The sequence below is a fragment of the Alcaligenes aquatilis genome (assembly GCF_003076515.1).
Lineage (GTDB): Bacteria > Pseudomonadota > Gammaproteobacteria > Burkholderiales > Burkholderiaceae_B > Alcaligenes > Alcaligenes aquatilis.
This window is the reverse complement of record NZ_CP022390.1, coordinates 1405993-1432941: the sequence shown is the minus strand read 5'-3', so window position 1 is coordinate 1432941 and position 26949 is coordinate 1405993. Positions and strand designations below refer to the sequence as shown.

Sequence of the window (26949 nt, the reverse complement as noted above, 5' to 3'; positions counted from 1 at the left end):
ATTCCGCACCGCCCGACTGTAAATGGCAATATTGCTTTGGGCCGAGAGACATAGTGCCCGGTACAAGAGTTTCCGCTGGGCATTAACATCCCCGCTGCTGCACTTACTGTCGGTAACGGATACGGTCTTCAATCTTCTTTATCGCGTCGAGTGCCTCACGACCTAGTCCTTCGTCGTCGCATAGACCACGCAAATTTTGAAGGTCGTCGGCGTCACCAAACTGCCCAATCACTTGAATGGAAAAGGAGGCGATGCGCGCCAGACTATCCATGAACCCATGCTCTTCGTACGTCTTCTGCAACTCGCGATTGCTTAGTGCATCGCGACAGACAACCAGAGCCGTATTCGGATAGCTCTTTGCAACGTGAGTTCTTGCTCCATCCGAAGACAACATGCGAGATGTAGAAGACCACAGTGCTCCGGCACTTGCCGAAGCGGAGTGAGCCAGTAACGTGGTTCTCGCACTGAGCGTCTGCAGCGAGGATTCGAGTTCGTAATCGCTCAGCCGGCAAGCCCAGTAAGCTAATTCCCCGCAGGCTCGCATAGTTTCATCGACATCGACAGGCGATGCCGGAGCTGTAGGAAGTGGAAGGCTCAAAATTCCCATCGCTTCGTGCGCTGCGAAAAATGCCTCGACCGCATCTTGTGGCATGACCGACCGTTTGGCTGGCAACCTAAGCCATGGCTCAATAGCCTCAGAAACTGCGGGATCCCCGAAGTCTGCGAGCTGACGAATCAGAATGCCGACAAACGAAACATACTCGGTGCTCGCCCCTTTGAGTGCCTTGAAGAGGAACTGCCGCTTCTGATCGCCAGCGAGATTGTGGACCTCCTCCCAATAGATGCTGTCATATGGGTGATCAAATTGTCGCGAAAAGATATTCCATGCTTCCGTGTCGGCCTGCGGGCTTGGCTCGGAGACCACTCTTTCGATCTCATTTAAGACCACCGTTCTATAGTTTTCTTCTTCGGCGTCTAGTCCACCCAAACCCTTCAGCGCATCGAGGATTATGGAGTTCATGAACACGCCGAGTTTGTCAATGGAGTCCTCAAGCGCCGCAATCATCTTTTCCTTGACGCCATCATCTACGTCTCTCAAATGGACACAAAAGTCCATCGTGGCTAGCTGAAGGTGGTAAGGCAAGCTCTTCAATCGCTCAAGAAGATTCAATACATATGGCGCTGCCCATGATGCTTGCTTCGTGAGCCTAGTGATTCCAAGAAGGACGTAGAACTCGCTATGCGTGGTTGCTTCATTCCATGCCCTTTTTAGGGCATCACCAAAATTACGTCCTGGACTGTGGCGAAAGCTAAGGCTGCCACTATGGATAAACGACACAAGCTGCGACAGTGCGATCTTGCGATTGAACACATAGGCTTGGCCAAATATTTCATGCCGAAATGGCACCTTTTTGGCCCTTGCCTCCCTATAGAGATCACGGCTGGCTCCAACAAGCCTCTCTTCCATAGCACGACACGCCGCCATTATTTTATCGAAGTGGACTCCCTGCATCAGAAGCCAGCCAATTGCAGGAAGAAAAGCTTCAAACGTCGAAAGGATTGGCCGACGTGCGCATGTCTCAATTGAACTGCTATGCCATCCCTCGCCATTCAGTAGGAAGTGCAGTTCAGAGAGCTCTGCGAGCAATTCCGCGAGCAGCACGTCAATCTTTGCGTTCACGAAACGTCTAGCCGCGTCTCCACACTCCCCTCTGACGCAAGCCTCCAGGATGCCCTGGTCAGTATTTTTGTCGAGAACATCCCTTAGCGTTGAGTCGTCCTCAATCGCCCCAATGATGAGAACCTTGGAGCCATGGAACCTTGGGGATTGCAGCACAGCTTGCACACGCTCCGAATCTTTGCGCGCGGCGCGAACCAAAAATTCCGCAATGAAGGCGGAGAAAAACATCTCGTGGGAGAAGCTGATTCTCTCGCCACGCTGAGACACGAGCTGCGACTCGAGGATCACGCGCCGCGTTGTGTCTGTCACTCCCGTTGCATCGCAAAACCTGTCGAATTCTCGTACCGAAAAACTGAATGCAGTTTGTGAGGTTAGTTCTTCAGCAAACCCGCACAGCGCGCGAGTTCCCGCCGCTGCGGAATTTCCGAGGCGCCTTCGGGCGACCGTATCGAATATAAGGAACTTACTTGCCCCGGCGGGCAGAGATGCGGCGGCCTGTCCAATAAGTTCTGCTTCTAGACCTGAGCGCGCTATTTCAAGGAGGGCTTGGCAGTTCGTAAAATTTTCATCTTCCGGGCTAAGTTTTGCGAGCCGTGACTTCAGCGCGGATTGTGGCGGACTGACGAGAATCTCCTCAATTGATAGAAGATCTTGTCTATCCAGGGCACCTTGTGAGGTTAGAACAATACCCGCTCCATAGCGCAAGGAGAATGCTTGTAGGGCTCGTGTCAAAACAGTGCGCAAAGGTTCCGGACACTCATTGTAGCCATCAAGAAACAGAACGAGCTGCCTTCCAAGGTGTCGGCCCGCACTTAGAAGATCGCGTGCGGAAGTGCCGAGTAGTCCAAGTTCAGCGTCAATGATCTTTTGTAGCTTGCCCTCAAAGTCTTTGCCTTGAATGTGGATCGGTAGCACTCCGGCATGTAGACATTCCGTGGCGATGCGTGCACTCAGCAAAGACTTCCCACAGCCTGACGGCCCTCGGATCAGGAGCGCGGATCGTGACAACAGCGCCTTCTCCAGAACCTCAGATGCCGAAATCAGTCTGTCGTCAAGGTTGTATTGATCGTTTTCAAGTCGCTTACCAGTTGGTCCGTGAAACTCCAAGAAGGAAGACTCATACCTCAATAGAGTTCGTTCTGATGTGAGTACAGCCTCATGAATTGCCGCATCTCGTCCTGATACACGCTCAAGGCCAAAATGAGCTGCTAAGGCTTCGCATTGCTTTTCACTCAGCAGAGCTCCAGACGTTTCGCTGAGCACCGCCTCGATCACATCCTGCCCACCAACGGATACCTTGAAATCACTTGGTGGCAATGAGGATCCGGAAGGAATTGATGGCGCAATGGCTAGCAAGGCGTTGGGATAACCAGAAATAGTGCCGAATAGCCCTGCCACTGCATCTCGCAAGATGTTTTTGGCGTCAAGGGCTTGAGTGTATCCGTTGCGTAGCTTTCGACTACCGTACGATCCGACCTGGGTCCAACTGCCGTTCACACCGCCCATAACGGGCTGTATGTATCCCTTAGCTTCAATGACAAGCGTAGTTGTGCCAGAGAAGACTACAATATCAACCTGACGCCCATTAACGTTGAAGTTTGCGAATATGTAGGCCCATTCGGTACCCTTTTCTAGAGCGTCGCAAACGGTAGCCAGAACCTCGCGATCCGAGGCGTGTTCGATGCGTTCTCCGATGAAGAGACGAATGTCGTCCCTATCATGCCGTGTTGCGCCCATTAGTTTGGATCATCCATGAGATTTCCGACTTCGTAGTCGATATTTGAGTATTCCGGCCAGTTGCTTTTGTCTGGGTCTTGTAAAGGGTGCCAAACAGTACACAACGAAGTTGGCTGAGTTGCGTCCGGCCTTGATTAGTCCTGTCGCGTGAAAAACGAGTCCATAGTCCGCGCTTAAGGCAGATCTTCCTAAGATGCTACAGTGGAGCGGAATACATCTGTGAAGTGCGATGGAAAATCACGTAGTATCACTTCGATGTCATTCGGATACTGCCTGATCAACTTGCGGGCACCATTTCTGGATCTAGCAGACTCCCAAATCATCCCCTCTGATAAGGCCTGTGCAATCACTCGTTCCGAAAATCCTGCCTCGTAATACGAGATGCTGTCTTGATCTGGAAGCCCGTACTTCAACCTCTTCTGTAGAAGGTTAAGGTGGCCCGTGAGCGACTTGCCTAACTCTTCCGTCGCCCGTGCAACGAACGACTCTTTGACCGACGCAAGCAGCAACGAAAATTCAAAACCAAAGGTCTGCTCACAAAGATCAACAACCAAATCCAAATCGAACGACTTTTTGTACTTTCCATATGGATATGATGCGTCTAGTACATTGAGTTCTTGCAGAAGAATTGCGAAAGATCGACCTGCCAGCCATCCGTCGGCCAACGTTTTGAGTGCGCCCTCAGGCACGGTATCAATCAGCCGTTTTTCAGAAGATAGTTGGGCCAAAAGGGGCCACAGCAGATCGAGTAAGTCATCGGCCGATTTCGATGCCCCAATCGCACTCTGGTTCTCAATCACCCACGCTTCAACTACCAGGGCCTGGTCGATTCCCAAGAGTGTGCGCCCGAAGCGATGCTGGTCTTCCGTATTGGGAACACGTACTTCGATGCGCCGTGCCACGGATTCAAATATCCCTGCCAATAGCGCCTGTTGTTCTTGGTCCGCAAGAGAAAACGCCAACGTTTCGCTTGCCAAATCCTTTGCGTTGGCAACGAAATTCTCGGTATCCACATCGCTGCGATAGGTCATCAAGAAACTCTCAATGGCCTCAACAATCTTCTTTTTGGCCCTGAGTTGCTCTCGCAATGACCCAACGGAAAACTTTTTGCTTTGAAGCTCGGTAGAGATGTTTCCGATCGCCTCATACAGCTCCTCCCAATTATCGACGATCATGGTCGCGAACTCGGCCGGACTCGGCTTGCCCAACGTTCGTGTTCCCGTCTCGTTTTTCATCGGATCGAAGAGCGAAAGTAGCGTGCTTCCAGTTGGTTCGGCGTTGTCGGGGTTGATCAGATTGACGGAGTTACTCCAGCGACGTGATTCGGTATCTCGCTCATCGTACAGGCGGTGGTCTGTGAAGATCACGGTGCCTTCACCATACATGCCCGCGCGTCCAGCGCGACCCATCAGGTTATGAAAATCTCGCGCCTTAATAAGCTCCCGGCCCTGCATGGTGCTCGTCACAAGGAGATATCGGATAGGGAGGTTGACGCCCTGCGCAAGGGTTGAAGTGCACACGATCAATCGAATGAGCCGCTGCCGCATCGCGTATTCGATTGCAACCCGAATCCCTTGCGGCGTATTTCCATGGTGGGCAAAGATTCCGAGGGCAGCGCCCTTCGTCAGGTAAGCGTCGGCACCAAAGTTCTTTGAGTAGAGGTTTACGAAGCGTCGAATTTCCTCAGGGTCGCTGTACGCTGATGGCGGCTCTAGTGAAATTCCGCGCCGGAACGTTTGTTCGACCGCGTCTCTCATGATTTTTGCTGCGGAGGCCTTTCGGCCCGCATAAATCGCGACACCTCCATTTTTCAGAAGGCGCAAGCCAAGGTACAACGCGATAGAGCCGCTTTCTTTTGTCGGGAAGTATCGGTCCGTCTTTTCTCTGGGTAGACGCGGCTGCTGCTCTGGAATGATGACGCGGGGAACGAAAAAATCCTGCTCGCTGTCGGACGCGACATTGAATTGAAGCTGGCCATCTCTGCCCTGAGGGAGGCTTGCAAACGCGATCAGTCGCCTGGCCTGTAAGGACTTGTCGGAAACCACCCTTGACTCATCCTTGAGGAGCCATGTGGCAACTGCCGCCGCGTTTTGGATGACCGCAGAGATCAGTACGCTCTGGGCTGAGTTGGACAACAGCCTTTTGATTGAGGTTAGTAATAGTTCGTAAGTTACGCCACGCGTGCCGGTGTCGAACTGGTGTCCCTCGTCATAGACCACGAGACCGGCTCTCTGAACGATGTCGGGTTCCTGCCGCAGGGTGTAGAGGAGCTTCTCCGGTGTCAGCACAACAACCTGGGGCGCCGACTCGATCGACACGTCGAAGATATCGAACTCGATGTCCGGTTGCAGCGCGTCGCTCAATTGGTTGACGTTGTATCCATCGTCCCTGAATGCTCTTTCAAGATCGCTGGCTATCTCTTGGCACAGAGCACGGAACGGTGCGATGACCAAGGCCAGTTTGGTCCTAGCAGACAAGAATGCCGAGCGAATGACAAGTTCGGTTGCCCTAGACTTCCCGGCGCTCGTAGGCATTTGAACGACACCCGATTGCCCCTTGTAGAGGCCAGCCTCACCTACCATTCGTTGGGATGGCCACATCTCTTTGATTGACGTGGGCCGAGATAGGTAGGGCTGCCAGCTATTTCCGCTCAGTTCACTGTATTGCGGTAGCAAGGTCCAAGCCGAGTTTGCGATGCGTGTCGCGCTTATCGCGCCGAGCAAGTCCGCCATCAGCAGTTCGTGGGCAGAAGCGCCGGCATAAGACCAACTGCGCAACTTCCTGATCGCTGCGGTAGCCCTGTCACCCCCGCCACCGGTCTTGAAGTGCTCGCCTAGCGCACCAAGAAGGTCTGTCGCATAGGATGAGTTAACAATGTTGCCTGTCTGGCCCCATGGTTTGTCCATAGCGGTCTTTGCAGCAAGAGCGAGCGGGTCGCCTTCAGGGGGCGCGAGCTGAGAGAGCTTGGATATCTGTACCGCAGCATTCCCTGGCACGTCACCGAGGTAGAAGCCTGCCGCGGCTAACAAGCACAGGTTGAAGGAGAGATCCTGGTTGAGCAGCGAGTCATCAAACGCTTGAAGAACCTGGGCCGAGAAGATGACCTCGTCGCGCGTCGTGTGCGCGTCGCCTTCCGCGCCAATAACCTTCGCTACGGTTTCAGACGCAAAGTCGCCCACGGTTCCGACGGCCATGGGAAACTGCATCTCCAGATCCAGCCCTTCAGGAAGCGCAATGTGATCGTCTTCCGGCACACCATACTCGTACATCTTGCCCTTCGAGAGCGTGATCGCTGCTGCGAAACGAGTGCGTCGTTCAGGCTTCATTGGCAGCTCTTTCATAGAGGGCATGAACAAACGTCATCAGCGTTGCGGAATGCACAACTATCACCATGAGGTTGTCCACGTTTTCATGTCCCGTACAGTCGGTCTTCGAGATCTGGTTAGAGTCGTAGACGCTGGAGCAAAAGACGGCCGCTGCTCCGGACATGCGGAGGTAGGGCACCTCAAGTCCATCTTGGAACCGCTCGACTCGGTCCGCGCCTTCATCATCTGCCCGCGCAATGAGGCGACGTTTCATCGCATTGAGCGACTCTGATATCCGATACACGTCTTTGGCTGAGTCGTTGACCGCATCTTGCAATCGTGCCTTTGCCTTTTTTCCGCTGAGCTGTGCTTTGGACTCGAAGGAAATCAGGGTGTCTTTCTTGGACGGCTTGGAAGGGCCAGCGCCGCCAAACTTGAACCCGAGCACATCGGTGCCCTTTGGCGACTCGTTTCGTACCAGCTTGTCATCGTAGCGAGTACGTGGTGTCCAAAAGCCCAGTTGACTTTCAAGAAGGTCAGCGATCAAGATTTCTGCGAAGTCTCCAGAGCGCGTAGCAGGTCCAAAGTCCTCTGACTTGTCCGGGAAAACCAAGTCCGTCAAATACTGCGCTCGTGATTTCTTGGTTCCTCTCCTCAGACGATCAATCTGAGCGTCGAGGCAATAGTGCTCACGAAAGTGCTTTGCCCATAGCGTAAGCGCTAGGTCGTCAGAGTGGTCGATGTTGAGCTCATACACAGCAATTGCAATGCCATCCGCTGTTTGGACTTTGGCTCGGGTTTTCTTCAGCCAGGCGGTATGTGTTGTGGTCTGTGTCATCCCTGTCCTTCTTTTCTGTCTCCGTCCGGCAAGCAGTTTAGGTCACAGTGCTATGGAGGGCATCATTGGCAAACTGTTGCTTCTGGCTGGAAACTTTCATTCACCGTCGTTTCCAGTGATTTCATCGAGTTCCTGTAGAACCTGCTCTAGAAGTCGGTTGATCTCGCCAGCCGTCTACCGGCTCGGCAGGCGTATCCAGCGTCAGCAGGTAGAAAGCCACATCCAGCCAGCGGCCAAATTTGAAGCCCACTTCCTTGAAGGTGCCGGCATGCGTAAAGCCCAGGCTTTGGTGCAGGTGGATACTGCCGGCATTACTGGCATCAATGCAACCGACCAGCGTATGGAGATTGGCCTGACGAGCACGACGTATCAACTCTTGCATCAGGATTTTGCCCAAACCTTTGCCACGGTGTTCCGGGTGCACATACACACTGTGCTCCATGGTGTATTTGTAGGCGGGAAAAGCGCGAAAGCTGCCCCAACTGGCAAAACCCATCAGTGTGCCGGTTTCATCGATCACTCCGACCACCGGAAAGTCATTGGCGCGTTTGGTGGCAAACCAGCTCACCATGGCCTCGGGTGGGCGCGGCACATAGTCGTAGAGTGCGGTGGAGTTCACGATGGCATCGTTCAGAATTGCCAAAATGGCGGTTGCATGCTGCGCTTCATTGCAGTCTATAAAGTGCAACCCGCTCTCACTGTCTTTCATTGATCCGTTCCTGTCATGGGGTAGGCCGGGATTTCATCGCCAATCGCGACGAGGTACTTGGCGGCATGGCTATGTGGATTGCTAAAGCTCATGAGCGCCCGCTCTGGCCTATTGTGTGGCGTATTTTATTCCACTCTATTGGGTTTCTCATGGGAAATTCCCAGTAAGAAAATGCATGGATTTGCCCTGTTTTGGGGGCTTGAATTCCGCCATCCAGGCACACGCTTTAGGAAAAGAAAAACGCGCAGCGTGGGCTGCGCGTTTTTTGGGCCAGTATACAGATCAGTTATCTCTGGCACTTGCCTTGCCGGAGCGGCAGGGCAGGGGTACTGATCAATCGTAGCGCGCCGCAATATTGCGTTCGCCAATGGCCAGGCCTGTAGTCATTCCCAAGCCGGTGTGCATGACCGTCACTTGCGTGCTGCCATCGGCTTGCAGAACCGAAAACGGTCCAGGGCCTTTGGCGCCATACACGCCTTGCCAGCGTTGCAAAACCTGTACCGGGCAACCCAGCACCGTTTCTGCCAGAGCCAGCAAGTACTGATCGGTGTCCTCCTGATTGAAGGGACTGGCTTGCAGACCGTAGTCGTGCGAGTCGCCAATGATCAGGTCACCTTCTGGTGTGGGGCTGATCAGCAGATGGATGCCTTGATCCAGCAAGACACCATGGCGTTGTTGTACTTGTTCACGCAGCGTGTCTGCCAGAGGCAGATCGCTGAAGGCACCGTAGTGCAGGCAGGACAAACCCGTCAGCAAAGGGCGGTCCAAAGCCCAGCCGGTATCTTGCGCGCGCACTTTGAGCATCTGCAAACGGGTGACCGAGGGTTTGACAGTGTCGAGCAGGTCGCGATGCAGGCTGCTGTAGTCGTGGCCGGGGCACACAAAAATGCTGTTGGCTGTGAAGTTGCCCGCGCTGCTGTGTACCTGGCCTTCTTGCGCATAATGCACATGCGCCTGGGTGTACACATCCACGCCCATGGCTTGCAAGCTGCTGGTGATGGCGGGCAGGGCGTCGCGCGAGTAGATCTGCAAATCATCAAAGCCTTGCAGCGCTCCGTGGTGATGCCCCAAACGGCCATCAAATAGGGAGGCCAGTTCTTTGCCGTTGAGCATTTTGCAGGCGACGTTTTCTTCTTGGGCACGGCCCTGGGCAAAATCCTCCAGCAGTTCCAGTTCCAGATGATTGCGTGCCAGCACCAGCGAGCCATTGCTGCGTACATGGAAACCGGCTTGCTCAGCCAGTTCCAACCACAGACCGCGGCTTTGGCGAGCCAGATCCATCATGATGCCTGGTGCCTGGCCAGTGACCAGAACCTGACCGAAATTACGTATGGTGGCGCCTTGGGCCTGGTGACTGCGCTCCAGCACAGCGACGCTCAGCTTGCGGCGGGCAGCCGCCCAGGCATGTGCCATGCCCAGGATGCCGCCCCCCACCACGATTACATCGTAGTGTTGTGTGTTCATTACTTCTTGGCTTCCGATTTACCGTCGTAACGTTTGGTCCACTCTTCGATGATGCGCTCGCGGTTCTCAGCGGCCCAGACGAAGTTGTTGTCGATCAGACGTTGGTTCAGGTCTGTAGGCAGATGTGGGTTAGCCGTGGCGATGGAAGGAATGGCCAGCACGGCAAAGTTGGTCTTGTACAAGTGGTTGGCTTCTTCACTGGCGGAGAAGTCAGCCAGTTTCTGTGCGGCTTCCAGGTTCTTGGTGCCTTTCATGATGGCAGCGGCTTCGATTTCCCAGCCCAGGCCCTCTTTGGGGAACACCAGTTCCAGGGGAGCGCCTTCTTCTTTCAGGCGAGCGCCACGGTAGTCAAAGGACACGCCAATCGTGTATTCACCAGCAGCGGCCATATTGCAAGGCTTGGAGCCGGAGTGGGTGTAGGCACCGATGTTCTTGTGCAGACCGTCCATGAAGGCCCAGCCCTTGTCTTCACCAAACAGTTGCAGCCAGGCGCTCACGTCCAGAAAGCCGGTACCCGAGGAGGCGGGGTTAGGCATAACAATCTTGCCGGCGTATTCGGGTTTGGTCAGATCTTCCCAGGAGGTGGGCATAGGGAGCTTGTTTTTTTCCAGCTCAATGGTGTTGACACACAGGGCAGCGGCAAAGCCGTCCATACCAACCCAGCTAGGCGGGTTGTTCTGGTCGCGCATTTTGGCGTCGATCTTGTCCAGGCCTTGGGGAGCGTAGGGTTGCAGCATGTCCTGGCTGGCCATCAAACCCAGTGAGGAGCCGGCCAGACCCCAGACGGCGTCAGCCTTTGGGTTGTTCTTTTCAGCCAGCAATTTGGCGGTAATGATGCCGGTGGAGTCGCGTACCCACTGGATCTTGATATCGGGATTTTTTTTCTCGAAAGCAGCCTGATAAGCCTTGAGCTGATCGGCTTCCAGCGCCGTGTAGACGGTCAGGGTTGTAGCGGCTTGAGCCAGGGAAGCGGCGCCCATCAAAGCGGCAGCCAAGGAGCTCAGAACAATGGTTTTCATGGAGAAGTGTCCTTGTGACAGCAAAAGGGGGGTGGGGGTTAGAGGGAGTCGGCAGGGCATTCGCCCTGGGCCATGCGCTCGGTGATTTGCTCAATCACGGCGGGTAGTTGGGCAACGGTATCAATCAGGTAGTGGGGCTGGGCATGGGCAAAGGTGGCCGCTGCGCGATCGCGCAGGGTTTGGCGGCTTTGCTCGTCCAGAGCCAGAAATTCCAGCTCGGTCAGGCCAGCGGCGTTGCCCGACAGCAGCAAGCCCACGGTCCACATGCCGGCATTGCGACCTTCTTCGATACCGACCGGGGTATCGTCAATCTTCACGCAGGCACCGACATTCGTGATCTCCAGGCGAATGACGTTTTCCAACGCCATGGCAGGCCAGGGACGCGCTTGGGGGACTTCGTCAAAAGCCACGTGGTAGTCCACCAGCACTTGCTGGCGGTGCGCGTGTTGCAGCAGGTTGTCCAGCACCAGGCGCGGATAGCCGGAGCAGGAACCAATTTTCAGCCCTTGGCGGCGTGCCCAGGACAGCGTTTCGCGCGCACCGGGAATGGCGGTGGAAAACTCGCCCACGCGCTCGTTTTGCATGGGCAAGAAGGTGTTGTAGATACGGTCCACATCACTGTCATCGGGCTCACGATTGTGCAGGGCCATGAACTGGGCATGCACCTCAGGCAGTGCCAGCATGGCTTTGATGTGGTCCCATTTACCGATGCCCATGGCGCTGCGGGCCTGGTCCAGGTTCAGGGTCAAGTCAAAGCATTTGAAGGCTTCCACCAGAATTTGGGTCGGGGCAAAGGAGCCAAAATCCACCAGCGTACCGGCCCAGTCAAAGATCAGGGCTTCAAGGCGCGGGGCCTGGGAGCGTGGCGTGGCTAATGGCGTATTCGCGCAAGTAGGGGATGGCATTGCGGTCCTATCGGGTTGGGGAAAGGGAAGAGGTGGAACGCCAGGCTTGGCTGCGGCGCAAGGCGGCACGGCTCAGAACATGAACCAGCAGACAGACAAAGCCGGAGCTGAGCATGATGACCGTACACATGGCGGCAGCCGGGCCAATAAAGCCGGCATCATCCATATTCATGACCGCGACCGAGGCCAGCACGGTTTGCGGGCTGTACAGAAAGACCACGGCAGACACGGTTGTCATGGCCGATACAAACAGGTAGCGCGAAACCGATAGCAGGGCGGGCAGGCACAGTGGCACGGTCACGCCCATCAAGGTGGAAAGGCGTGGCGCTTTCAGGGACGCAGCCGCCGCTTCCAGCTCGCCGGGAATGGCTTTCAGAGCAGTGACAAAGTTCAGGTGAGCACTGGTGTACAGGTGGATGACGGTACACAGCACCAGCAAGGTCATGGAGCCGTACAGTCCCGCCAGGGGGTTCTCGGGGTGATTGAAAAAGAAGATGTAGCCCAGGCCCAGCACCAGACCGGGAATGGCCATAGGGGCCAGTGCCAGCATGTGCAGCATGCCGTACAGTCCTTTTTCGGCCTTGCCTCGGGCTGGCAGTTTCTCCAGTACCCAGGCACCCAGAAAGATCAGGGCCGAGCCCAGAACGGCGGTAAACAAGGCCATGGTCAGACTGTTACGCCAGGCCAACCAGCCGCCACCGTCCATATTGTTGAAGTCGTAGGACTTCAGGGACAGGCTCAGGTTGTAAGGCCAGAACTTGATCAGCGAGGCCCAGACCGCCATGCCCACAATCGTCAGAATGGCCAGGGAAACCAGTATCAGGACAGCGGTGAAATAACGGTCGCGCTGACGGTGTGGCAGGGGCGAATAGGCGCTCAGCGATCCTTGAGCCTGGCCACGGGCACGAGCCCGCAGGTGGCGATCCAGAAAGAAAGTCAGCACAGCGGGAATCAGCAGCAGCACGCCAATGGCGGCGCCTTTGGAGAACTGCAACTGACCGACCACGGCTTTATAGGCTTCCATGGCCAGTACGTTGTAGGAGCCACCCACGACTTTAGGTACACCGAAGTCGGTGACGGTCAGCGTAAAGACCAGGCAAGCAGCAGAAAAGATGGCATAGCGGCTGGCGGGCAGTGTCACCGTCAAGAAACGGCGCCAGGAGTTCGCACCCATGGCGCGGGCGGCGTCATACAGGCGAGCGTCGGCCAGGGCCAGCCCCGTGCTCAGAATCATCAGAGCATGCGGGAAGGTGTAGAAGGCTTCACCCAGCACAATGCCCCAGAAACCATAAATTGTCTCGCCGCCCAACCAGTGGCGCAGCAAGCCCTGATTGCCGAACAAGTAAATCAACGATAAACCCGGCATCAAGGAGGGAGCCAGCAAGGGCAACAGGCCCAGGGCACGGAACATGCCTGCGCCCCGTATGCAACAGCGTTGCAGGGCAAAGGCAAAGGCGTAGGCGGCGGGGATGACAATAATCAGCGTGGTTACGCCGACCAGCACGCTGCGGCCCACCATGGACATAAAGCCGGGTGCGCTGATAATCGACCAGAACTGCCCCACGCCCACTAACTGCCCGTCACCGTCCTGGATGGCGCGCAGCAAGATAAACAGCATGGGCAAGGCCAGAAAGAGGATCAGCAGGGCAAACAGGGCAATCAATAAGATGCGTCGTACTGCCGAGCCTATCCAGGCCGGCAGCACGGGGCGAATCAAGGGGTGGTTCTTCACGCTGGTTTTAGCTATAGGCAGGCTATACAGGGTGGTGGATGTCAGGGGCGCAGTGCCAGGCTGTGGCATGGAATCAGTGGTGGGCATGCAGCGCCTCGCTGGGAAGCTGGATTCGGCAGCGACGCGCGGCCAAGGGATCAAGCAAGCGGTCGCCCTGCTCGGGGTTGACGATGGCCTGCACGGTCAGTCCATCCATACCTTCCGGGCGCAGCGTCAGCTTGTAGTGACGACCCAGAAAGATGCCATCCACAATGTCGGCTAAAAAGGTATTGGTGACAGGAGCGGGGCTGTTGTTGTCCAACACACGAATGTTCTCAGGACGAATGAAGAGGCGTCCGGCGCGGGTGGGGGCTTCCTGGCTCAAGTCCAGGCGGACACGCTCTACCAGTACTGAGCAATCGTGCAAGGGGGTAAAGGGCAGCCAGTTTGCATCACCGATAAAGCCGGCTACAAACGGATCCGCAGGAGCGCGGTACAAGGCCTGGGGGCGATCAAACTGCACCAGGCGGCCTTTGTCCATGACGGCGATACGGTCGGCCATGACCATGGCCTCTTCCTGATCATGCGTGACCATCAGGGTCGTAATGGACAGTTGTTTTTGCAGATCGCGCAGCTCGCTGCGCAGGCGTTCGCGCACCTGGGCATCCAGAGCCGACATGGGCTCATCGAGCAAGAGCAGCGAGGGCGAGGGAGCCAGTGCACGGGCCAGGGCCACGCGCTGTTGCTGGCCACCGGACAGTTGTGCCGGGTATTTGTTTTCCGATCCGGACAAACCTACCAGGTCCAGCATTTCAGACACGCGCTGACGTACTTGGGTAGCCAGGTTCTTGCGTGGAGACAGGCCGTAGGCAATGTTCTGGGCCACGGTCAGGTTGGGAAACAGGGCGTAGGACTGGAACAGAATGCCGTAGTCACGCTGTTGGGGCGGCAGGAGGGTAATGTCTCGGCCTGCCATCACGATGATGCCTTTATCGGCTTGTTGCAGCCCGGCAATGCAGCGCAGCAAAGTGGTTTTGCCACAGCCCGAGGGGCCCAGCAAACACACCAGTTCACCGGCTTGTATGTCCAGGCTGACCTGGTCTAATGCGGTAAAGGAGCCGAACTGCTTGTGCAGTCCTTGTATGGTTAAAAAAGCTGGCTTGGCGCTCATCCCGGGGTTCCGACTTGTCATGAATGTCATGAACGTCAGTATGGGAGGCGTATATGGCGGCCCTATGACAGTACAACTAATTTCTGTAATACGAGCATCGGATAATTTGGGCTTTCCCTCTTCCCAAGGAGAGCAGCAGCATGCTGGCTCTGGAACTCAAGTCCTTTCATGCCACGGCGCATTGTGGCTCTATTACCAAGGCGGCCCAACAATTGGGCATCAGCCAGCCTACTGTCACATCCCATCTGCGGCAGTTGGAAACCCGCTATGGGGTCGAGCTGTTTTACAGGCAGGGCAAGGGTGTGTACCTGAGTCAGCAAGGGGAACGTCTCTTGCCGCAGGTCGAGCAATTGATGCAGCAGGCCGCACAGATTGATTTCAGTTTGCGTGATCTGCGCGATCTTAAAAGCGGCATGCTGCGGGTAGGCGCGACTGGGCCGTATTACATCATGGCGGTATTACGGAATTTCCATCAGGCCTACCCCGGCGTGAAGATGCGTTTGAGCATTGATAACTCGCAACGGGTTCTGGGGGCCTTGCATGACTATCAGTTGGATGTGATCGCGTCGTCGGCACTGGTTGATGATTCGCGTCTGGTACGTCTGCTGCTGGCCTCGGATCCATTGGTGGCTGTGCTGCGGGTAGACCATCCTTTGGCAAATCGCCAACGTGTGCGCATTATGGATTTGTGCCGCTATCCCATTTTGATGCGTGAGCAAGGGTCCATGACGCGCGAGCTGTGCCATCAAGTGTTTCGTCAGGCCGGACAGGAACCAAGCCAGATTCTGGAAATCGGTAGTCGGGAGGCGATCGGGTGGGCGGTGGTGTGTGGCATGGGGGCCAGCTTGCTGCCTTTGCGCGAAGTGCCTGCGCATCCGGATATTATCAGCTTGCCACTAAGCGATGTGTCGGTTCATTTGAGCGAGTTCGTGTATTGCCTGAAAGAACGCGCGCAGGGCCATGCCATACGCGCGTTTCTGGAGCAGGTGCAGGCCGAGTTGCCTGTACCTGTATAGCGAGCAGGATCAAGCCAGTTCAGCCAGACCTTTCTCAAAAGCCTGACGGGCTTGTTGCACGGCGTCGCGCCGTTCCTGAACGGCTTTGCGCTGGCTGGCAATCTGGTCTTCCTGTTGGGCCAGTTGCTCGCTAAAACGCTGGCCCAAGGTGCTTTGAGCACTGACCGCAGCCAGGTTGGCGCGGATGCGCTCCTGTTCGGCCACGGTTTCGTTCAGGCGCTCGACGGCCCGGTTCTGCGCGTGTTGGGCCTGGCTCAGTTGACGACGCAGCTCGATCAGCTTGTCCATCTTGGCTTGTTGTGTGCTGTCCTGGCCGCTGCCACGCCATTGCAGCAGCATGTTCTCGTCAATCTCCTCCAGGCGCAATTCCATATGGTCTTGCAGGCTCAGTTGCGCGGTGACGGTAACGGTTTTGCCTTTGGCCACGTTTACCTTCAGGCGGTGTTCCTGTGCGGTATCACTGTCGTGAGCATCTGACTTGAAGGTCCAGCCGTCCTGACGGGGCAACTGGATCAGCACCGTGCGGTCCTCATCCGCGGGGGCCTTGATCTCGTAGCGAAAGTTCTGCACGCGTGTCCATTCCGAACGGGCTACGCCGTCGGTCACACGGGTTTTGCTCAGGCGGTACTCATCCGTCTGTTCTTCGCGGACCTGCACTTTGTTGTCCTGGGCAAAGTAGATCAGGCGCTGCTCGCCAGCAGGCAGACCGGCCAGTTCTGCATCACCGATATGACCATCCGCCTGGTTAAAGACCGTGATGATGCCGGGCGGCAGGCTGTTGGCCTGTTCATTATTGACCCAGATAGCGGCCGTAGGATGATCACCCGCCTGGCCGCTGCGGTACACCGACAGGGATTCGGCTTGCAAAGAGGTATCGATAAACGGCACTGAGACCGTCTGGCCGGTGGGCACGCTCAGCTTTTGCGGCAGGCTAAAGCGCACTTGAGTCTGGCCTTCCTGTGCCTGGGTGCTGGCACCCGCGCCGCCCGAAGCCCACTGTTTGGCCATGCTGCTATCGGCGGCGTAGGCCGCGCTTTCCATCATGATGGGAGCGGGAGCGGCTGGCGCCATGCGCGCACGCACGGCCTCGCTGGCTGCTTTGCGGGCGCGATTCGCGCTCAAGGTGGCCTGGGTGTCTGCTTGCGGCGCGATGGAGCTGCCTACCGCCACCGGCAGTTCAGGGCGCTCGTTCCAGTAACGCTCCAGCAGACGTTGGCGCAGCATCACAGGCGAACCGGAGCTGAGGGTGACTTTCACATCCTTCCAGTCCTCGCCGCTGGTGTTTTCGAAAATGGCCCAGGCCTGCAGACGGGCCTTGCCGTCCTGCATCATCAGGCGATAGGCGCTTTTCCAGACCGGTGCGGGAATCAGGTAAGACAGGCGCGCTGTTTGGGTATCGGTCTTGTTCAGGACCAGTTGAATATCACGCGATTGTTGATTGCTCTGGCCCGCCAACACGTCGGTGGCCTGCTGCAACTGCTGCTGCAAAGTCTTGTCCAGCACTTCCAGGCTGGTATCCGGGCCCAGCTCCAGAGTCTGGATCTGGCCTTGCTCTGTCAGTACGCTCAAGATGGCCTGGGCGGGACGCTCATTAGTGGCTGCCGTTGCTTGCACCCCCAAGATGGCACCACGTACCAGACGGCCTTGCGAACTGGCGCTGACTTGCTGGCCGCGCAGGGCCTGCGCCAGGGTAGCGGGCGAGCGCAGGTCTTTGGCCGAGAAGGGCAGGCTGTCGAAGCTTTCTTTCAGTGGGGCCAGACCCGACAAAGTCAGGGAGTCAATGCGGTTCTTGCCATCGACGGCCATGAGGGTTTTCAGAATGTCATCGACCTGAGTCAGCGGTACACGCAACTGGGCGGTGCCTGCGTCGGAAATGGGGACTTGTCGCTCGATCTCGGCCATACCAGCGCTGGATAAGGTAATGGACTCGATCTGCTGAGCCCAGGCGTTACTGGCTGCCGAGCCCATCCAGACCAGGAGCAGGGCGCCGGTCAAAGAGCGCAGGCGAGGCGTACGCGCAGCGTGGGGCACAAAGTGGTTCATAGCGCTTCCTTATTCATCCGTAAGCGAAACAAAGGTGTGAAGCGCATTATGCCTAGCCTTGTGGGGCTCTGTCTGTCATTCGGGTAACAAAAAAATGCCACCGTCCGGCTTTTTCCCCCCGGAGCAAAAAATGCTTACGTCATCAAAAGCACGCAAGGCTCTGCTAGGATTTGGGCTGCGCGGCCTGTGCCAGCGCGTGTTTATTCACCCAGTGAAGGATCATTATGATGTGGACGTCGTGGGGCAATGCCTGGGCGGGAATGGGGCTTGCTCTGGTCTTGGCAATCTGTTTCGTCTGGCCTGCCCGACGCTTGTCCTGGAGCCTGCCCATCGAGCTGGAGCCTGAACTGACTGGGCGTTCGCCGCGTACCCATCGCCAATGGGGGTGGGTATGCCAGAGTCTGGCCTTGGTCTTGATGCTATGGGCCGGTTGGCGCTGGCAACTGACGCCAGCGGCGGTGGCGGCTTGCGTGTTTATCGCCGGGACGGCCTTGTTGGCCTGGATTGACGCGGAAACCGGCTATCTGCCCGATCGCCTGACTTTACCCTTGCTGTGGCTGGGTTTGCTGGTCAACCTGGATCACACTTTTAGCAGCCTGCCCTTGGCAGTGATGGGGGCGGCGCTGGGTTACGGATTGCTGTGGCTGTTGAACCATGTGTTCTTGTTGCTGACCGGACGCGCGGGCATGGGGTATGGCGACTTCAAGTTACTGGCTGCCTTGGGGGCCTGGTTGGGAGCAACTGCGTTGCCGGGGGTGTTGTTATCGGCATCGATACTGGGCCTGTTGGCGGCTCTGGTCCTGCGCCTTGGTGGGCGTTTGCAAGCAGGGCAGGCGATTCACTTTGGCCCCTATCTGGTGTTGGGAGGCTGGGTCATGTTGTTTTCGTTGCCTCGCATTTTGTAAAGAAAAGCCTCATGATTTTTATAACTATAAAAAAATGACCGCCGGTTTTCCCTTTGTTGGATTCTATGTGTGTTGATGCGTGCTAATTCGTGACCTTTTTCGGGAGGGGGGATCGACGCGGGGTTTCGTGGATTTTTCTGTTTAAGGTGGCTGCAATAGGCTTGAGTGTGCCTATTGGGTTTAAATCGTTTTCCTCACCGGGCTGTCGTGGTAAAACGTCCGGGGCCAGTCGGGCAGGCGGGAGTTCCGCCCGGGCTGTATGGGTAAGTACAACGCGGTTCTATGGACATTGTCCCGCTGATAAAGCAGACGGGAACCTGAGGATGAAGGCATGATTATTGTTGTTGGCGCCGGTGTGGCGGGTTTAGCGGCGGCGCGTCGCCTGAGTATGCAAGGCCAGGAAGTGACGCTGGTGTCTCCTCAGGAGCCCCAGCCCTCGTTTGGCGAGACCTTGTCCGAACGCGGGGCTGTGGTCTTGACCAGTCTGGGCTGGGCAAGCTGCCTGGACGAGACGGTTGCCTTGCGCTCTCAAGGGCGTTTTTCAGTATGGGGTGGCGCAGGATTGCGTACCGTGCAGGATGAGGACGGGCAGGGCTATTTGCTGGATAAGGCCCGTCTGGAGCAGGTGCTGTTTGAGCGCGTGCAAAAAAAAATGAAGGTCAGTATTCGCCAGACTCGCGTCTTGAGTCTGGAGCATCAAGCGGAAGGAGTCATTGCCAGGCTGGCAGACGGTAGCAGCCTGGAGGCCAAGGCCTTGATCGATTGCACCGGCCGTGCGGCTGTGTCCGCCGGTGCGGCAGCCGAGCGCCATCGTCTGGACAGACTGGTCGCTGCCTGGCATGTCTTTGATTTGCCCGAAGGAGCCGAGCCATTAGCCGCTTCTCTGGTGGAGGCGGTAGAGCTGGGCTGGTGGTATTTGTCCCCCATGCCAGGTCATCGCTTGATGGTGGCCTTGTTCTCGGACTCGGATCTTTTGCCTGATGGCTTGAGCCGTGATGGTGCGGTATGGGCCGGTTTGCTGGGCTGTGCTGATGCGGCACGGGTGCGTATGGAAAGCCTGGGTCTGGATAGCAAGATGGCCGACTACACGCCTAAAGTCAGCGCCGCTGCCAGCTGCACAGTGTCTTACTTCGTGGAAGGTCGTATTTTGCGAGCAGGCGATGCAGGCGCGGCCATGGACCCCTTGGCCGCCAACGGTTTGGCAACGGCCTTGTGGAGCGGATCACAAGCGGCGCAAGCTGCTGTGGCCCTGACACAAGGCAATTCGGAACCGGCTCGAGCTTACGAGAAAGACTATCTGCTGGGCTTGGTGCGCCATTTGAATTCGCAGCACGCTTTGTATGGGATGGAGCAACGCTACGCGGCACAGCCTTTCTGGCAACGTCGTCATCGCCCATTGGAATGATGGTGAAGAGGGTGGGATAGCTGAATAACTTGCGATAACACCGCCAGAGTAAAAAAGCCGAAGCAACATGGGCACTGTTTCGGCTTTTTTGTGCTTGGTTATTCTTCAGTGCAGCTGGAGTTTGTTCTGGGCGCTTTGAGTTGCATCCTGAAAGAAGTTCTACTGGTCGGCGGTTGTAGTGCCAGCAGAGAGCTTGGGCGCATCGAGATGATCCCCGCAGAATTTGCATGGCAACTATTCTCGCCCTCAAACACGATTTTCAAACCTTTTGTGTGCTGAATGTACAAAACAAAAAGCCGACCATCTTGCGATGATCGGTTTTTTTTTGAGGAATTTGTGGTGCTCAGCAGAGGACTCGGTCACACAGGCGCGACCCCGGTCGGGCTTGCATGCCCGACCTTTCTCGTCCCCACGTCAGGTGCTCAAGCACCTGTCTTTCTGGGCTGGAATGAAAAAAGCCGACCATCTTGCGATGATCGGCTTTTCGGAATTTTGGTGCCCAGGAGAGGACTCGAACCTCCACACCCGAAGGCACATGGACCTGAACCATGCGCGTCTACCAATTCCGCCACCTGGGCTTTGATTAAGGCTGCTGCCCGTCTCAAGCATTAAATTATAGGATGAGATCCCAAAGTAAAGCAAGCGTTTTTCACTCGATAAATTCAATTTCAATTTTTAGTTGATTGGCATTCTCATTATCATTATAGTGTGTCATGTGATATAGCATAAGAGTATGGACATGAAATTCAATACAGTGGATGTCGAGCGCATGCTGCTGGATATGGGCCAGGGCCGAAAGTACTCCGCTCGGGCCATGCAGCTCATGCTGATGGTTCTGCTCAAAGAGGGCAGTACTCACGGTTATCAGTTGATTCGCCGCTTTGCGCAGCTTAGCCAGAACAGCTATGTGCCCAGCGCGGGCGCGGTGTATCCCGCCCTGGCGTATTGCGCCACGCAAGGCTGGGTGCTGATCGAAGAAGAAGGTCGTCGCAAGATGTACAGCCTGACCAAGGAAGGTCAAGCGTATTTGCAAGAGCAAAAGGAAAAGTGCGATTACCTGATGCAGTCCCTGACCTATCGCGGGCGCAAGCTGGTGTGGATACGGCAGATGCTGGCCGAACACAATAGCGACGAGGATTTGAAGGCCGCGCAGGAGCAAACGGGCTGGTTGCCGGAATTTGTCCAGGTACGCCACAGCCTGAAGCAGGCCATGTTTGAACAATCGACCGCCAGTCTGGCGCGACAGGCGGAGGTGGTGGCCATTCTGGAAAAAGCCATCGCCGAAATACGGAACTTGCCCAAGGAGTCTGAAAAATGCAGTCCGAACAATTAACGCAGAAAGTGGCTCATACTCTGAAGTTGCGTTTGCTGACCGTGAAAAAGCGGCGCGAATTGGGTCCTGATATGGTGCGCATCACCCTGGAAGGCTCGGATCTGGACGGTTTTTATACCCCCGGCTTTGATGATCACGTCAAGCTGATTTTCCCCGACCCGGCCACCAAAGAGTTGCGTCTGCCCCAAATGGGCGATCGTGGCATGGTCTTTGCTGCCGGACAGGAAAAGCCCCCCATCCGTGATTACACGCCTCGCCTGTTCCGTGAACAGGAACTTGAGATGGATATTGATTTTGTGGTCCATGGTGAAGGTCCTGCATGCCAATGGGCCATGCAAGCCAAAGAGGGTGACAAGCTGGGCGTGGCCGGTCCACGCGGCTCCTTTCTGGTCAGCAAGGATCTGGATTGGCAAATCCTGATTGGCGACGAAACCGCTGTGCCTGCCATGGCGCGACGAGTGAATGAACTACCGGCCAACGTGAAGGTGCAGGTTTACGTGCTGGCACGTAATCTGCTGACCGTGGGTGCGATGGAAGCGCCGGACCATGTCACGGTGAACTGGATTCCTTCGCTGGCCGGTCTGAATGGCATTTTGGATGCCCTGCGTGCTGCGCCCGAGCTGAGCGGCATCGGCCATGTATGGGTCGCCGCAGAATATGCCATCGCTCAAAGCCTGCGCGAATACTGGGTCCAAGAACGCGGTCTGGACAAAGGTGCGATTCGGGCCAGTAGCTACTGGCGTCAAGGTGACCAGGGCGAGGATGCCCCACGTCTGGACTAAGCGGCTTTTTGCTGAGGGTAGGGCTGGGCGCGCAAGCGTCCGCCTACGTTCAGGACGGGCTGTAAATCCGTATCCAGCACGGCATTGGGATGAGCCAGACGGTGCTCGTCAATCAAACGGGCAATGGCATCCATGTTCAGCAGCAAGGTGCTGTCGATATCATGCTGGAAGCGAGCCCAATAGCCACCGCGACAACTGGAACCCAGCCAGCGCGGCTCGTAATCCCCGACCGTATCAGCATGCAGTTCACATACCACGGCCAGCCGGGAACATCCGGGGCGCAGGACAATGCGGTAGCTGTGCTGCTCTAAAGTCAGGTGATAGTAAAACGGTGCAGACAACATGAAATACTCCTGTTTAGCTCTTGGAAGGCGCTTCCGGGTGAGCAAGTTGGATTAAAAGACCCTTTGCCCGGTAGGGGCCAAGCATAAAAAAACCCGCTGGCAGCGGGTTCTTGTCTTGATGATCCCATTGATTGCCAGATGGCCATATCTTGAATCCACCTTGTGCGGGTACACAGGTTGGCATGGGTTGCCCCAACTCTTGATATAGCAATAAGCATAAAAGCGATTCTTATGAAGTGCAAGGGCCGCGTTTATTTCCGTCGGATATGAAAAAATACAGAAATAGTTTGCATCATTTAAAAATCGTGCTATAGTTATCTTCTGTCTTGCAGGGGTTGGTTGAAAAACAAATTCCGCAGTCAGAGCCCAGGTGGCGGAATTGGTAGACGCGCATGGTTCAGGTCCATGTGCCTTCGGGTGTGGAGGTTCGAGTCCTCTCCTGGGCACCAAAATTCCTAAAAAGCCGATCATCGCAAGATGGTCGGCTTTTTTCATTCCAGCCCAGAAAGTCAGGTGCTTGAGCACCTGGGGTAGGGACGAGAAAGGTCGGGCATGCAAGCCCGACCGGGGTCGCGCCTGTGTGACCGAGTCCTCTCCTGGATATCACCAATTCCTCAAAAAAAGTCGATCATCACAAGATGGTCGGTTTTTTGTTGTGTGTGTTCAAAGTGATGATTGGCCTTTTCTATTGATTGCAGCCTGGGTCTGACTCGTCTTGTGCTCTTGGCTTTCTCGCAGCTCCATGACCCAGCAGTTGCATGAGCTCCTGCCTGTAGTAGGGCAAAACACCTGTATGTCCTTGAGTCACAACATTGGGGTGACTGTATTCTGCGTTTTTGCCCCGGTGATCGTCACGGGATTGCTCTCCTGGGCAAGTTCGCCTGTGGCGCCCAGCTATCCCCTGCTTATGGCGGCGTTACTCAGTATCGTGGCTTTGCTGTCAGTCAGCCGCAAGCTGGGCTTTTTTATCTATGGTGGCTCCTTGTCTCTTGCCGTATTTATAAGATGTATTTAATATATATCTTTATGGGCGGTGGCGATTTCATCAACTGCCTCACCTCATGTTAAAGGGATAGAAAATGCAAGTTGGAATGCTGAAACTGGCGGGTCTGCGACATCCTGAATGTGCCGATAAAGTAGCCATTGCCTTGGCGGCTATCGATGGCGTGCAAGCGGCAGATGCCTCATTCGAAAATGCAAAGGCATCGGTCCGTTTTGATGAAACCCAGGTCTCGCTGGAAGACCTCCATGCTGCCGTTGAGCAGGCAGGCTATCAAATCGCCAAACCTGTGCATGGTGAAGATGGTGCTTGTTGCGGTGGTTGTGGCGGTTAAACTTACTACATCCTGGAGCTGAAAACCGATTGTAGAAACACAGTCGGTTTTTTTATGGCTGTACGAAGCAGGGGCAGGCACGGGTGTGATGGGGTGGCGCCCTGAGGGTTTCAGCTTGGTCCCGCCAGTGCTTGTTTGCCTATGCATTCACAAGCTTGTAAAGAAAGCAGCTGATTATGTAGTGATGATTCTTTATGTGGAAATGGCTGTGTTCAAACAAGAAAGGAGTCGCATTGCTGCTCGTTTTCTGACGCAGTCAGGCTTTGTCGCACTGATGCTGAAGGATATTGAATTGGTGAAGCAGCAAACTACAAAAGGCCGATCATTGAGAAATGATCGGCCTTTCGGAATTTTGGTGCCCAGAAGAGGACTCGGTCACACAGGCGCGACCCCGGTCGGGCTTGCATGCCCGACCTTTCTCGTCCCCACGTCAGGTGCTCAAGCACCTGACTTTCTGGGCGGGAATGGAAAAAGCCGACCATCTTGCGATGATCGGCTTTTTAGGAATTTTGGTGCCCAGGAGAGGACTCGAACCTCCACACCCGAAGGCACATGGACCTGAACCATGCGCGTCTACCAATTCCGCCACCTGGGCATATCGTTGTATGCTTATGGTTGTGCCAAAAGCTTTTTAACGACTTCGCTGCGTGAGCAGCAAAGAAAAAAGATTATAGGCATACTTTATTAATAATGGAAGTGTCCTTTTGAATAAAAAACATCAAGACAGTACTGAGGACCGTATTCAATCAACGGGCCGTTATGAGTTGCCGCCTGACTTTGACCCGGATACCCCGACGCGGGAAGTGATCTTGGCGGGGCTGCGCGAGGATGCAGACGGCCTGACCATGCAGGCTCTGGCGAAAAAGCTGGGCCTGGGCAAAGAAATTACGGTGGGTTTTGAGCGGCGTGTACGCGCAATGGAGCGCGATGGGCAATTGCTTATTTCCCCCGAAGGCAAAATTCGCAAAAACAGCCAAACTGGCTTTATCGCAGGCAAAGTGTTGGGCCATCGCGACGGTTTTGGTTTCTTGCAGCGCGACGATGGGCAGCCTGATCTGTTTTTGTCGCCACGAGAGATGGCCAAAGTGTTGCACGGCGACCACGTTATGGTGCGTATCGTCGGTGAATACCGTGGCAAACCAGATGCCTCGATTGTCGAAGTTACTGCGCGTCATACCAGTAAGCTGGTGGGCCGATTCTTGCGCGAGCGTGGCACGTTTATCGTGGTGCCCGAAGATCAGCGTATCAAGCACGACATCCTGATCCCAAGTGGAGATCAGGGCGAGGCCGAGCCCGGCCAGGTCGTCACGGTAGAGATCACCCAGCAGCCCGAGCGCCATCGCCAGCCTTTGGGGCGTGTCATTGAAGTGCTGGGGGAAATTGATGATCCCGGCATGGAAATCGAAATAGCGGTGCGCAAGTTTGAAGTGCCGGTCGATTTCTCCGAGAAGGCTCTCAAGCAGGCAGCCCGTATTCCTGCCAAGGTAAAGCCATCGGAATACAAAGGTCGCGTTGATCTGCGCGATGTCCCTTTCATCACCATTGATGGTGAAGACGCACGGGACTTTGATGATGCGGTGTATTGCGAACGCGTTGATATTGGCACGGGCAAACGCTCGCGCTGGGCGTGGCGATTGCTGGTGGCGATTGCCGATGTCAGCCATTACGTACGCTCCGGCGATGCCTTGGATGAAGACGCTCTGGAGCGGGGTACCAGCGTGTATTTCCCGCGCCGTGTGATCCCCATGTTGCCAGAAAGCCTGTCCAACGGGATCTGTTCTCTGAACCCGTCGGTAGACCGTCTGGTCATGGTGTGCGATATGGTCGTCTTGGCTGATGGTCCCAAGTCCGGCACCGTATCGGCCTATCAGTTTTATGAAGCGGTCATTCACTCACATGCGCGCACCACGTATTCCGATATCTGGAGCGCCCTGCAGCAGCCTACAGGTCCGGCCGCCGCACAGATTCAGCATGTGCTCGAACCTGTGCAGAACCTGTACTCCTTGTACCGTTTGTTGGCCGAGCAGCGCACTGCACGAGGTGCCATTGATTTTGATACGGTTGAAACCAAAATCGTGTGTAACCCCTTGGGTCGCATCGAGCGTATTGAACCTCTGGTTCGTAACGATGCCCACAAGCTGATCGAAGAGTGCATGTTGGCAGCCAACACCTGCGCAGCCGATTTCATTGCTCGTAGCCGTCGCAATGGTTTGTACCGTGTGCATGAGGGCCCAACGCCACCCAAGCTGGAAGCCTTGCGCGAATATTTACGTAGCTTGGGTCTGACCCTGGAAGGGGGCGACGAACCGACTTCTGCCGATTACGCCAAAGTGGTGGCCGCCGCTCGTGGTCGTTCCGACTTCGCCATTATTCAGACCATGTGCTTGCGTTCCATGCAGCAGGCTATTTACAGCCCGGAGAAAACGGGTCACTTTGGTCTGGCTTATTCACAATACGCTCACTTCACTTCGCCCATTCGCCGTTACCCGGACTTGCTGGTGCACCGCGTCATCAAGGGTATTTTGAAAGGCCAGCGCTACATTCCGGCGATTGCCGAAGAACCGGGCGATGCCGCCTTGCCAGCCAGCAAGCGTGATTTTGCACGCTGGGAAAAACTGGGTGCCTTGTTGTCGGCGCGCGAACGTCGTGCTGATGAGGCCTCTAAAGATGTGGAAGCCTGGCTCAAGTGCTGGTTTGTCAAAGAGCACGTGGGCGAGGAATACTCCGGCAAGATCAGTGGCGTAACCAGCTTTGGTTTGTTTGTAACGTTGGATACCTTGTATGTGGAGGGCCTGGTTCACGTCTCGGAGCTGGGCGCAGATTACTTCCAGTACAACGAAACCTCGAACGAGTTACGTGGTGAGCGCACTGGTCTGCGTTATCGTCTGACCGATGCGGTACAAGTGCAGGTCGCCCGTGTTGATCTGGAGGCGCGTCGTATTGAGTTCCGTCTGGTTAAAGGCGTGGGCTACAAAGCGGTGAAGGCGGCGGCCGAAGGGTCTGATCCGTCCGAGCGGCCCATCAAGAAAGCGGCTTCAACCAAGCCGCTGGCCTTGAAGGGCACCACGGCCTCCCAGCGACGAGCTTCTCAAAAGCAGGCCGAGCGGGATGAAAAACGCAGTACAGAGAAGGCAGCCAAGTCCGCCAAATCCACGCGCAGCCCTAGAGGGCGACGCCGATAGGCGTACAATGCCAAGCCGGGCTTTTTGCCCGGCTTTCTTTATTTGCTCTTATTTCCCCCAAGGAT

Annotated in this window: 18 protein-coding genes, 3 tRNA genes and 1 riboswitch; of the genes, 8 read left to right on the top strand and 13 right to left on the bottom strand. The window is 55.8% G+C overall.

The genetic code is table 11. The features are described from left to right. Nucleotides 1-103: 103 nt before the first annotated feature. The 9 genes from CA948_RS06625 to CA948_RS06585 all read right to left on the bottom strand — a co-directional run bounded on the left by CA948_RS06625 (nt 104) and on the right by CA948_RS06585 (nt 14540). On the bottom strand, nt 104-3418 hold the full coding sequence (locus CA948_RS06625) for an NERD domain-containing protein (RefSeq protein ID WP_108727633.1): 3315 nt from the start codon (nt 3416-3418) through the stop codon (nt 104-106). Between the two features lie 188 nt (nt 3419-3606). Further along, nucleotides 3607-6744, bottom strand: a complete 3138-nt coding sequence (locus CA948_RS06620) for a DEAD/DEAH box helicase (RefSeq protein WP_203226757.1) — start codon at nt 6742-6744, stop codon at nt 3607-3609. Then, nucleotides 6734-7561: a Hachiman antiphage defense system protein HamA gene (locus tag CA948_RS06615; RefSeq protein WP_108727632.1), complete on the bottom strand. Its 828-nt coding sequence runs from the start codon at nt 7559-7561 to the stop codon at nt 6734-6736. The genes CA948_RS06620 and CA948_RS06615 overlap by 11 nt, the downstream gene beginning before the upstream one ends. A 121-nt stretch (nt 7562-7682) precedes the next feature. After that, entirely contained in the window at nt 7683-8270 is a 588-nt protein-coding gene (locus CA948_RS06610; RefSeq protein ID WP_108727631.1) for a GNAT family N-acetyltransferase, read from the bottom strand. Nucleotides 8271-8603: 333 nt separating this feature from the next. Beyond that, nucleotides 8604-9734: a TIGR03364 family FAD-dependent oxidoreductase gene (locus CA948_RS06605; RefSeq protein WP_108727630.1), complete on the bottom strand. Its 1131-nt coding sequence runs from the start codon at nt 9732-9734 to the stop codon at nt 8604-8606. Beyond that, complete coding sequence (locus tag CA948_RS06600; protein ID WP_094197023.1) at nt 9734-10753, bottom strand: putative 2-aminoethylphosphonate ABC transporter substrate-binding protein; 1020 nt, start codon at nt 10751-10753, stop codon at nt 9734-9736. Before CA948_RS06600 ends, CA948_RS06605 begins: the two co-directional genes overlap by 1 nt. Nucleotides 10754-10791: 38 nt before the next feature. Next, on the bottom strand, nt 10792-11658 hold the full coding sequence (phnX, locus tag CA948_RS06595; protein WP_108727629.1) for a phosphonoacetaldehyde hydrolase: 867 nt from the start codon (nt 11656-11658) through the stop codon (nt 10792-10794). 7 nt (nt 11659-11665) lie between these two features. Next, nucleotides 11666-13372, bottom strand: coding sequence for a putative 2-aminoethylphosphonate ABC transporter permease subunit (locus tag CA948_RS06590; RefSeq protein WP_420866722.1), 1707 nt, complete (start codon nt 13370-13372; stop codon nt 11666-11668). A 91-nt stretch (nt 13373-13463) separates the two neighbouring features. Continuing rightward, entirely contained in the window at nt 13464-14540 is a 1077-nt protein-coding gene (locus CA948_RS06585) for a putative 2-aminoethylphosphonate ABC transporter ATP-binding protein (RefSeq protein ID WP_108727627.1), read from the bottom strand. 140 nt (nt 14541-14680) lie between these two features. On the opposite strand from CA948_RS06585, the gene CA948_RS06580 reads away from it, so the two are divergent. After that, entirely contained in the window at nt 14681-15556 is an 876-nt protein-coding gene (locus CA948_RS06580; RefSeq protein WP_108727626.1) for a LysR substrate-binding domain-containing protein, read from the top strand. 9 nt (nt 15557-15565) lie between these two features. On the opposite strand, the gene CA948_RS06575 is transcribed toward CA948_RS06580, so the two are convergent. Continuing rightward, on the bottom strand, nt 15566-17599 hold the full coding sequence (locus CA948_RS06575; RefSeq protein ID WP_108727625.1) for a DUF4139 domain-containing protein: 2034 nt from the start codon (nt 17597-17599) through the stop codon (nt 15566-15568). 224 nt (nt 17600-17823) lie between these two features. On the opposite strand from CA948_RS06575, the gene CA948_RS06570 reads away from it, so the two are divergent. Both CA948_RS06570 and CA948_RS06565 read left to right on the top strand, forming a co-directional pair. Next, on the top strand, nt 17824-18504 hold the full coding sequence (locus tag CA948_RS06570; RefSeq protein WP_406846403.1) for a prepilin peptidase: 681 nt from the start codon (nt 17824-17826) through the stop codon (nt 18502-18504). A 331-nt stretch (nt 18505-18835) separates the two neighbouring features. Continuing rightward, the gene (locus tag CA948_RS06565) at nt 18836-19909 is read left to right on the top strand and encodes an NAD(P)/FAD-dependent oxidoreductase (protein WP_108727623.1); all 1074 of its coding nucleotides are present in this window, start codon (nt 18836-18838) and stop codon (nt 19907-19909) included. A gap of 493 nt (nt 19910-20402) precedes the next feature. On the opposite strand, the gene CA948_RS06560 is transcribed toward CA948_RS06565, so the two are convergent. After that, nucleotides 20403-20487: transfer RNA gene (locus tag CA948_RS06560), tRNA-Leu, on the bottom strand. A 161-nt stretch (nt 20488-20648) separates the two neighbouring features. Here CA948_RS06560 and CA948_RS06555 point away from each other — a divergent pair. Both CA948_RS06555 and CA948_RS06550 read left to right on the top strand, forming a co-directional pair. Next, nucleotides 20649-21242, top strand: coding sequence for a PadR family transcriptional regulator (locus CA948_RS06555; protein WP_230017866.1), 594 nt, complete (start codon nt 20649-20651; stop codon nt 21240-21242). Next, nucleotides 21224-22024 (top strand): siderophore-interacting protein, encoded by an 801-nt coding sequence (locus tag CA948_RS06550; RefSeq protein WP_108727622.1) that lies wholly within the window; start codon nt 21224-21226, stop codon nt 22022-22024. Before CA948_RS06555 ends, CA948_RS06550 begins: the two co-directional genes overlap by 19 nt. On the opposite strand, the gene CA948_RS06545 is transcribed toward CA948_RS06550, so the two are convergent. Continuing rightward, entirely contained in the window at nt 22021-22368 is a 348-nt protein-coding gene (locus CA948_RS06545; RefSeq protein WP_230017869.1) for a hypothetical protein, read from the bottom strand. The two genes, CA948_RS06550 and CA948_RS06545, sit on opposite strands and share 4 nt — an antisense overlap. A gap of 117 nt (nt 22369-22485) precedes the next feature. Beyond that, nucleotides 22486-22579, bottom strand: a riboswitch (SAM-I-IV-variant riboswitch). Nucleotides 22580-22732: 153 nt separating this feature from the next. Here CA948_RS06545 and CA948_RS06540 point away from each other — a divergent pair. Both CA948_RS06540 and CA948_RS06535 read left to right on the top strand, forming a co-directional pair. Next, nucleotides 22733-22817: transfer RNA gene (locus CA948_RS06540), tRNA-Leu, on the top strand. Between the two features lie 630 nt (nt 22818-23447). After that, complete coding sequence (locus CA948_RS06535) at nt 23448-23702, top strand: heavy-metal-associated domain-containing protein (protein ID WP_094197012.1); 255 nt, start codon at nt 23448-23450, stop codon at nt 23700-23702. A 510-nt stretch (nt 23703-24212) separates the two neighbouring features. Here CA948_RS06535 and CA948_RS06530 read toward each other — a convergent pair. After that, nucleotides 24213-24297, bottom strand: a tRNA-Leu gene (locus CA948_RS06530). 109 nt (nt 24298-24406) lie between these two features. Between CA948_RS06530 and rnr the strand changes: the two genes are divergently transcribed. Beyond that, a complete protein-coding gene (gene rnr, locus CA948_RS06525) occupies nt 24407-26884 on the top strand; it encodes a ribonuclease R (RefSeq protein WP_108727621.1) in 2478 nt (825 codons plus the stop codon). Nucleotides 26885-26949 lie beyond the last annotated feature (65 nt).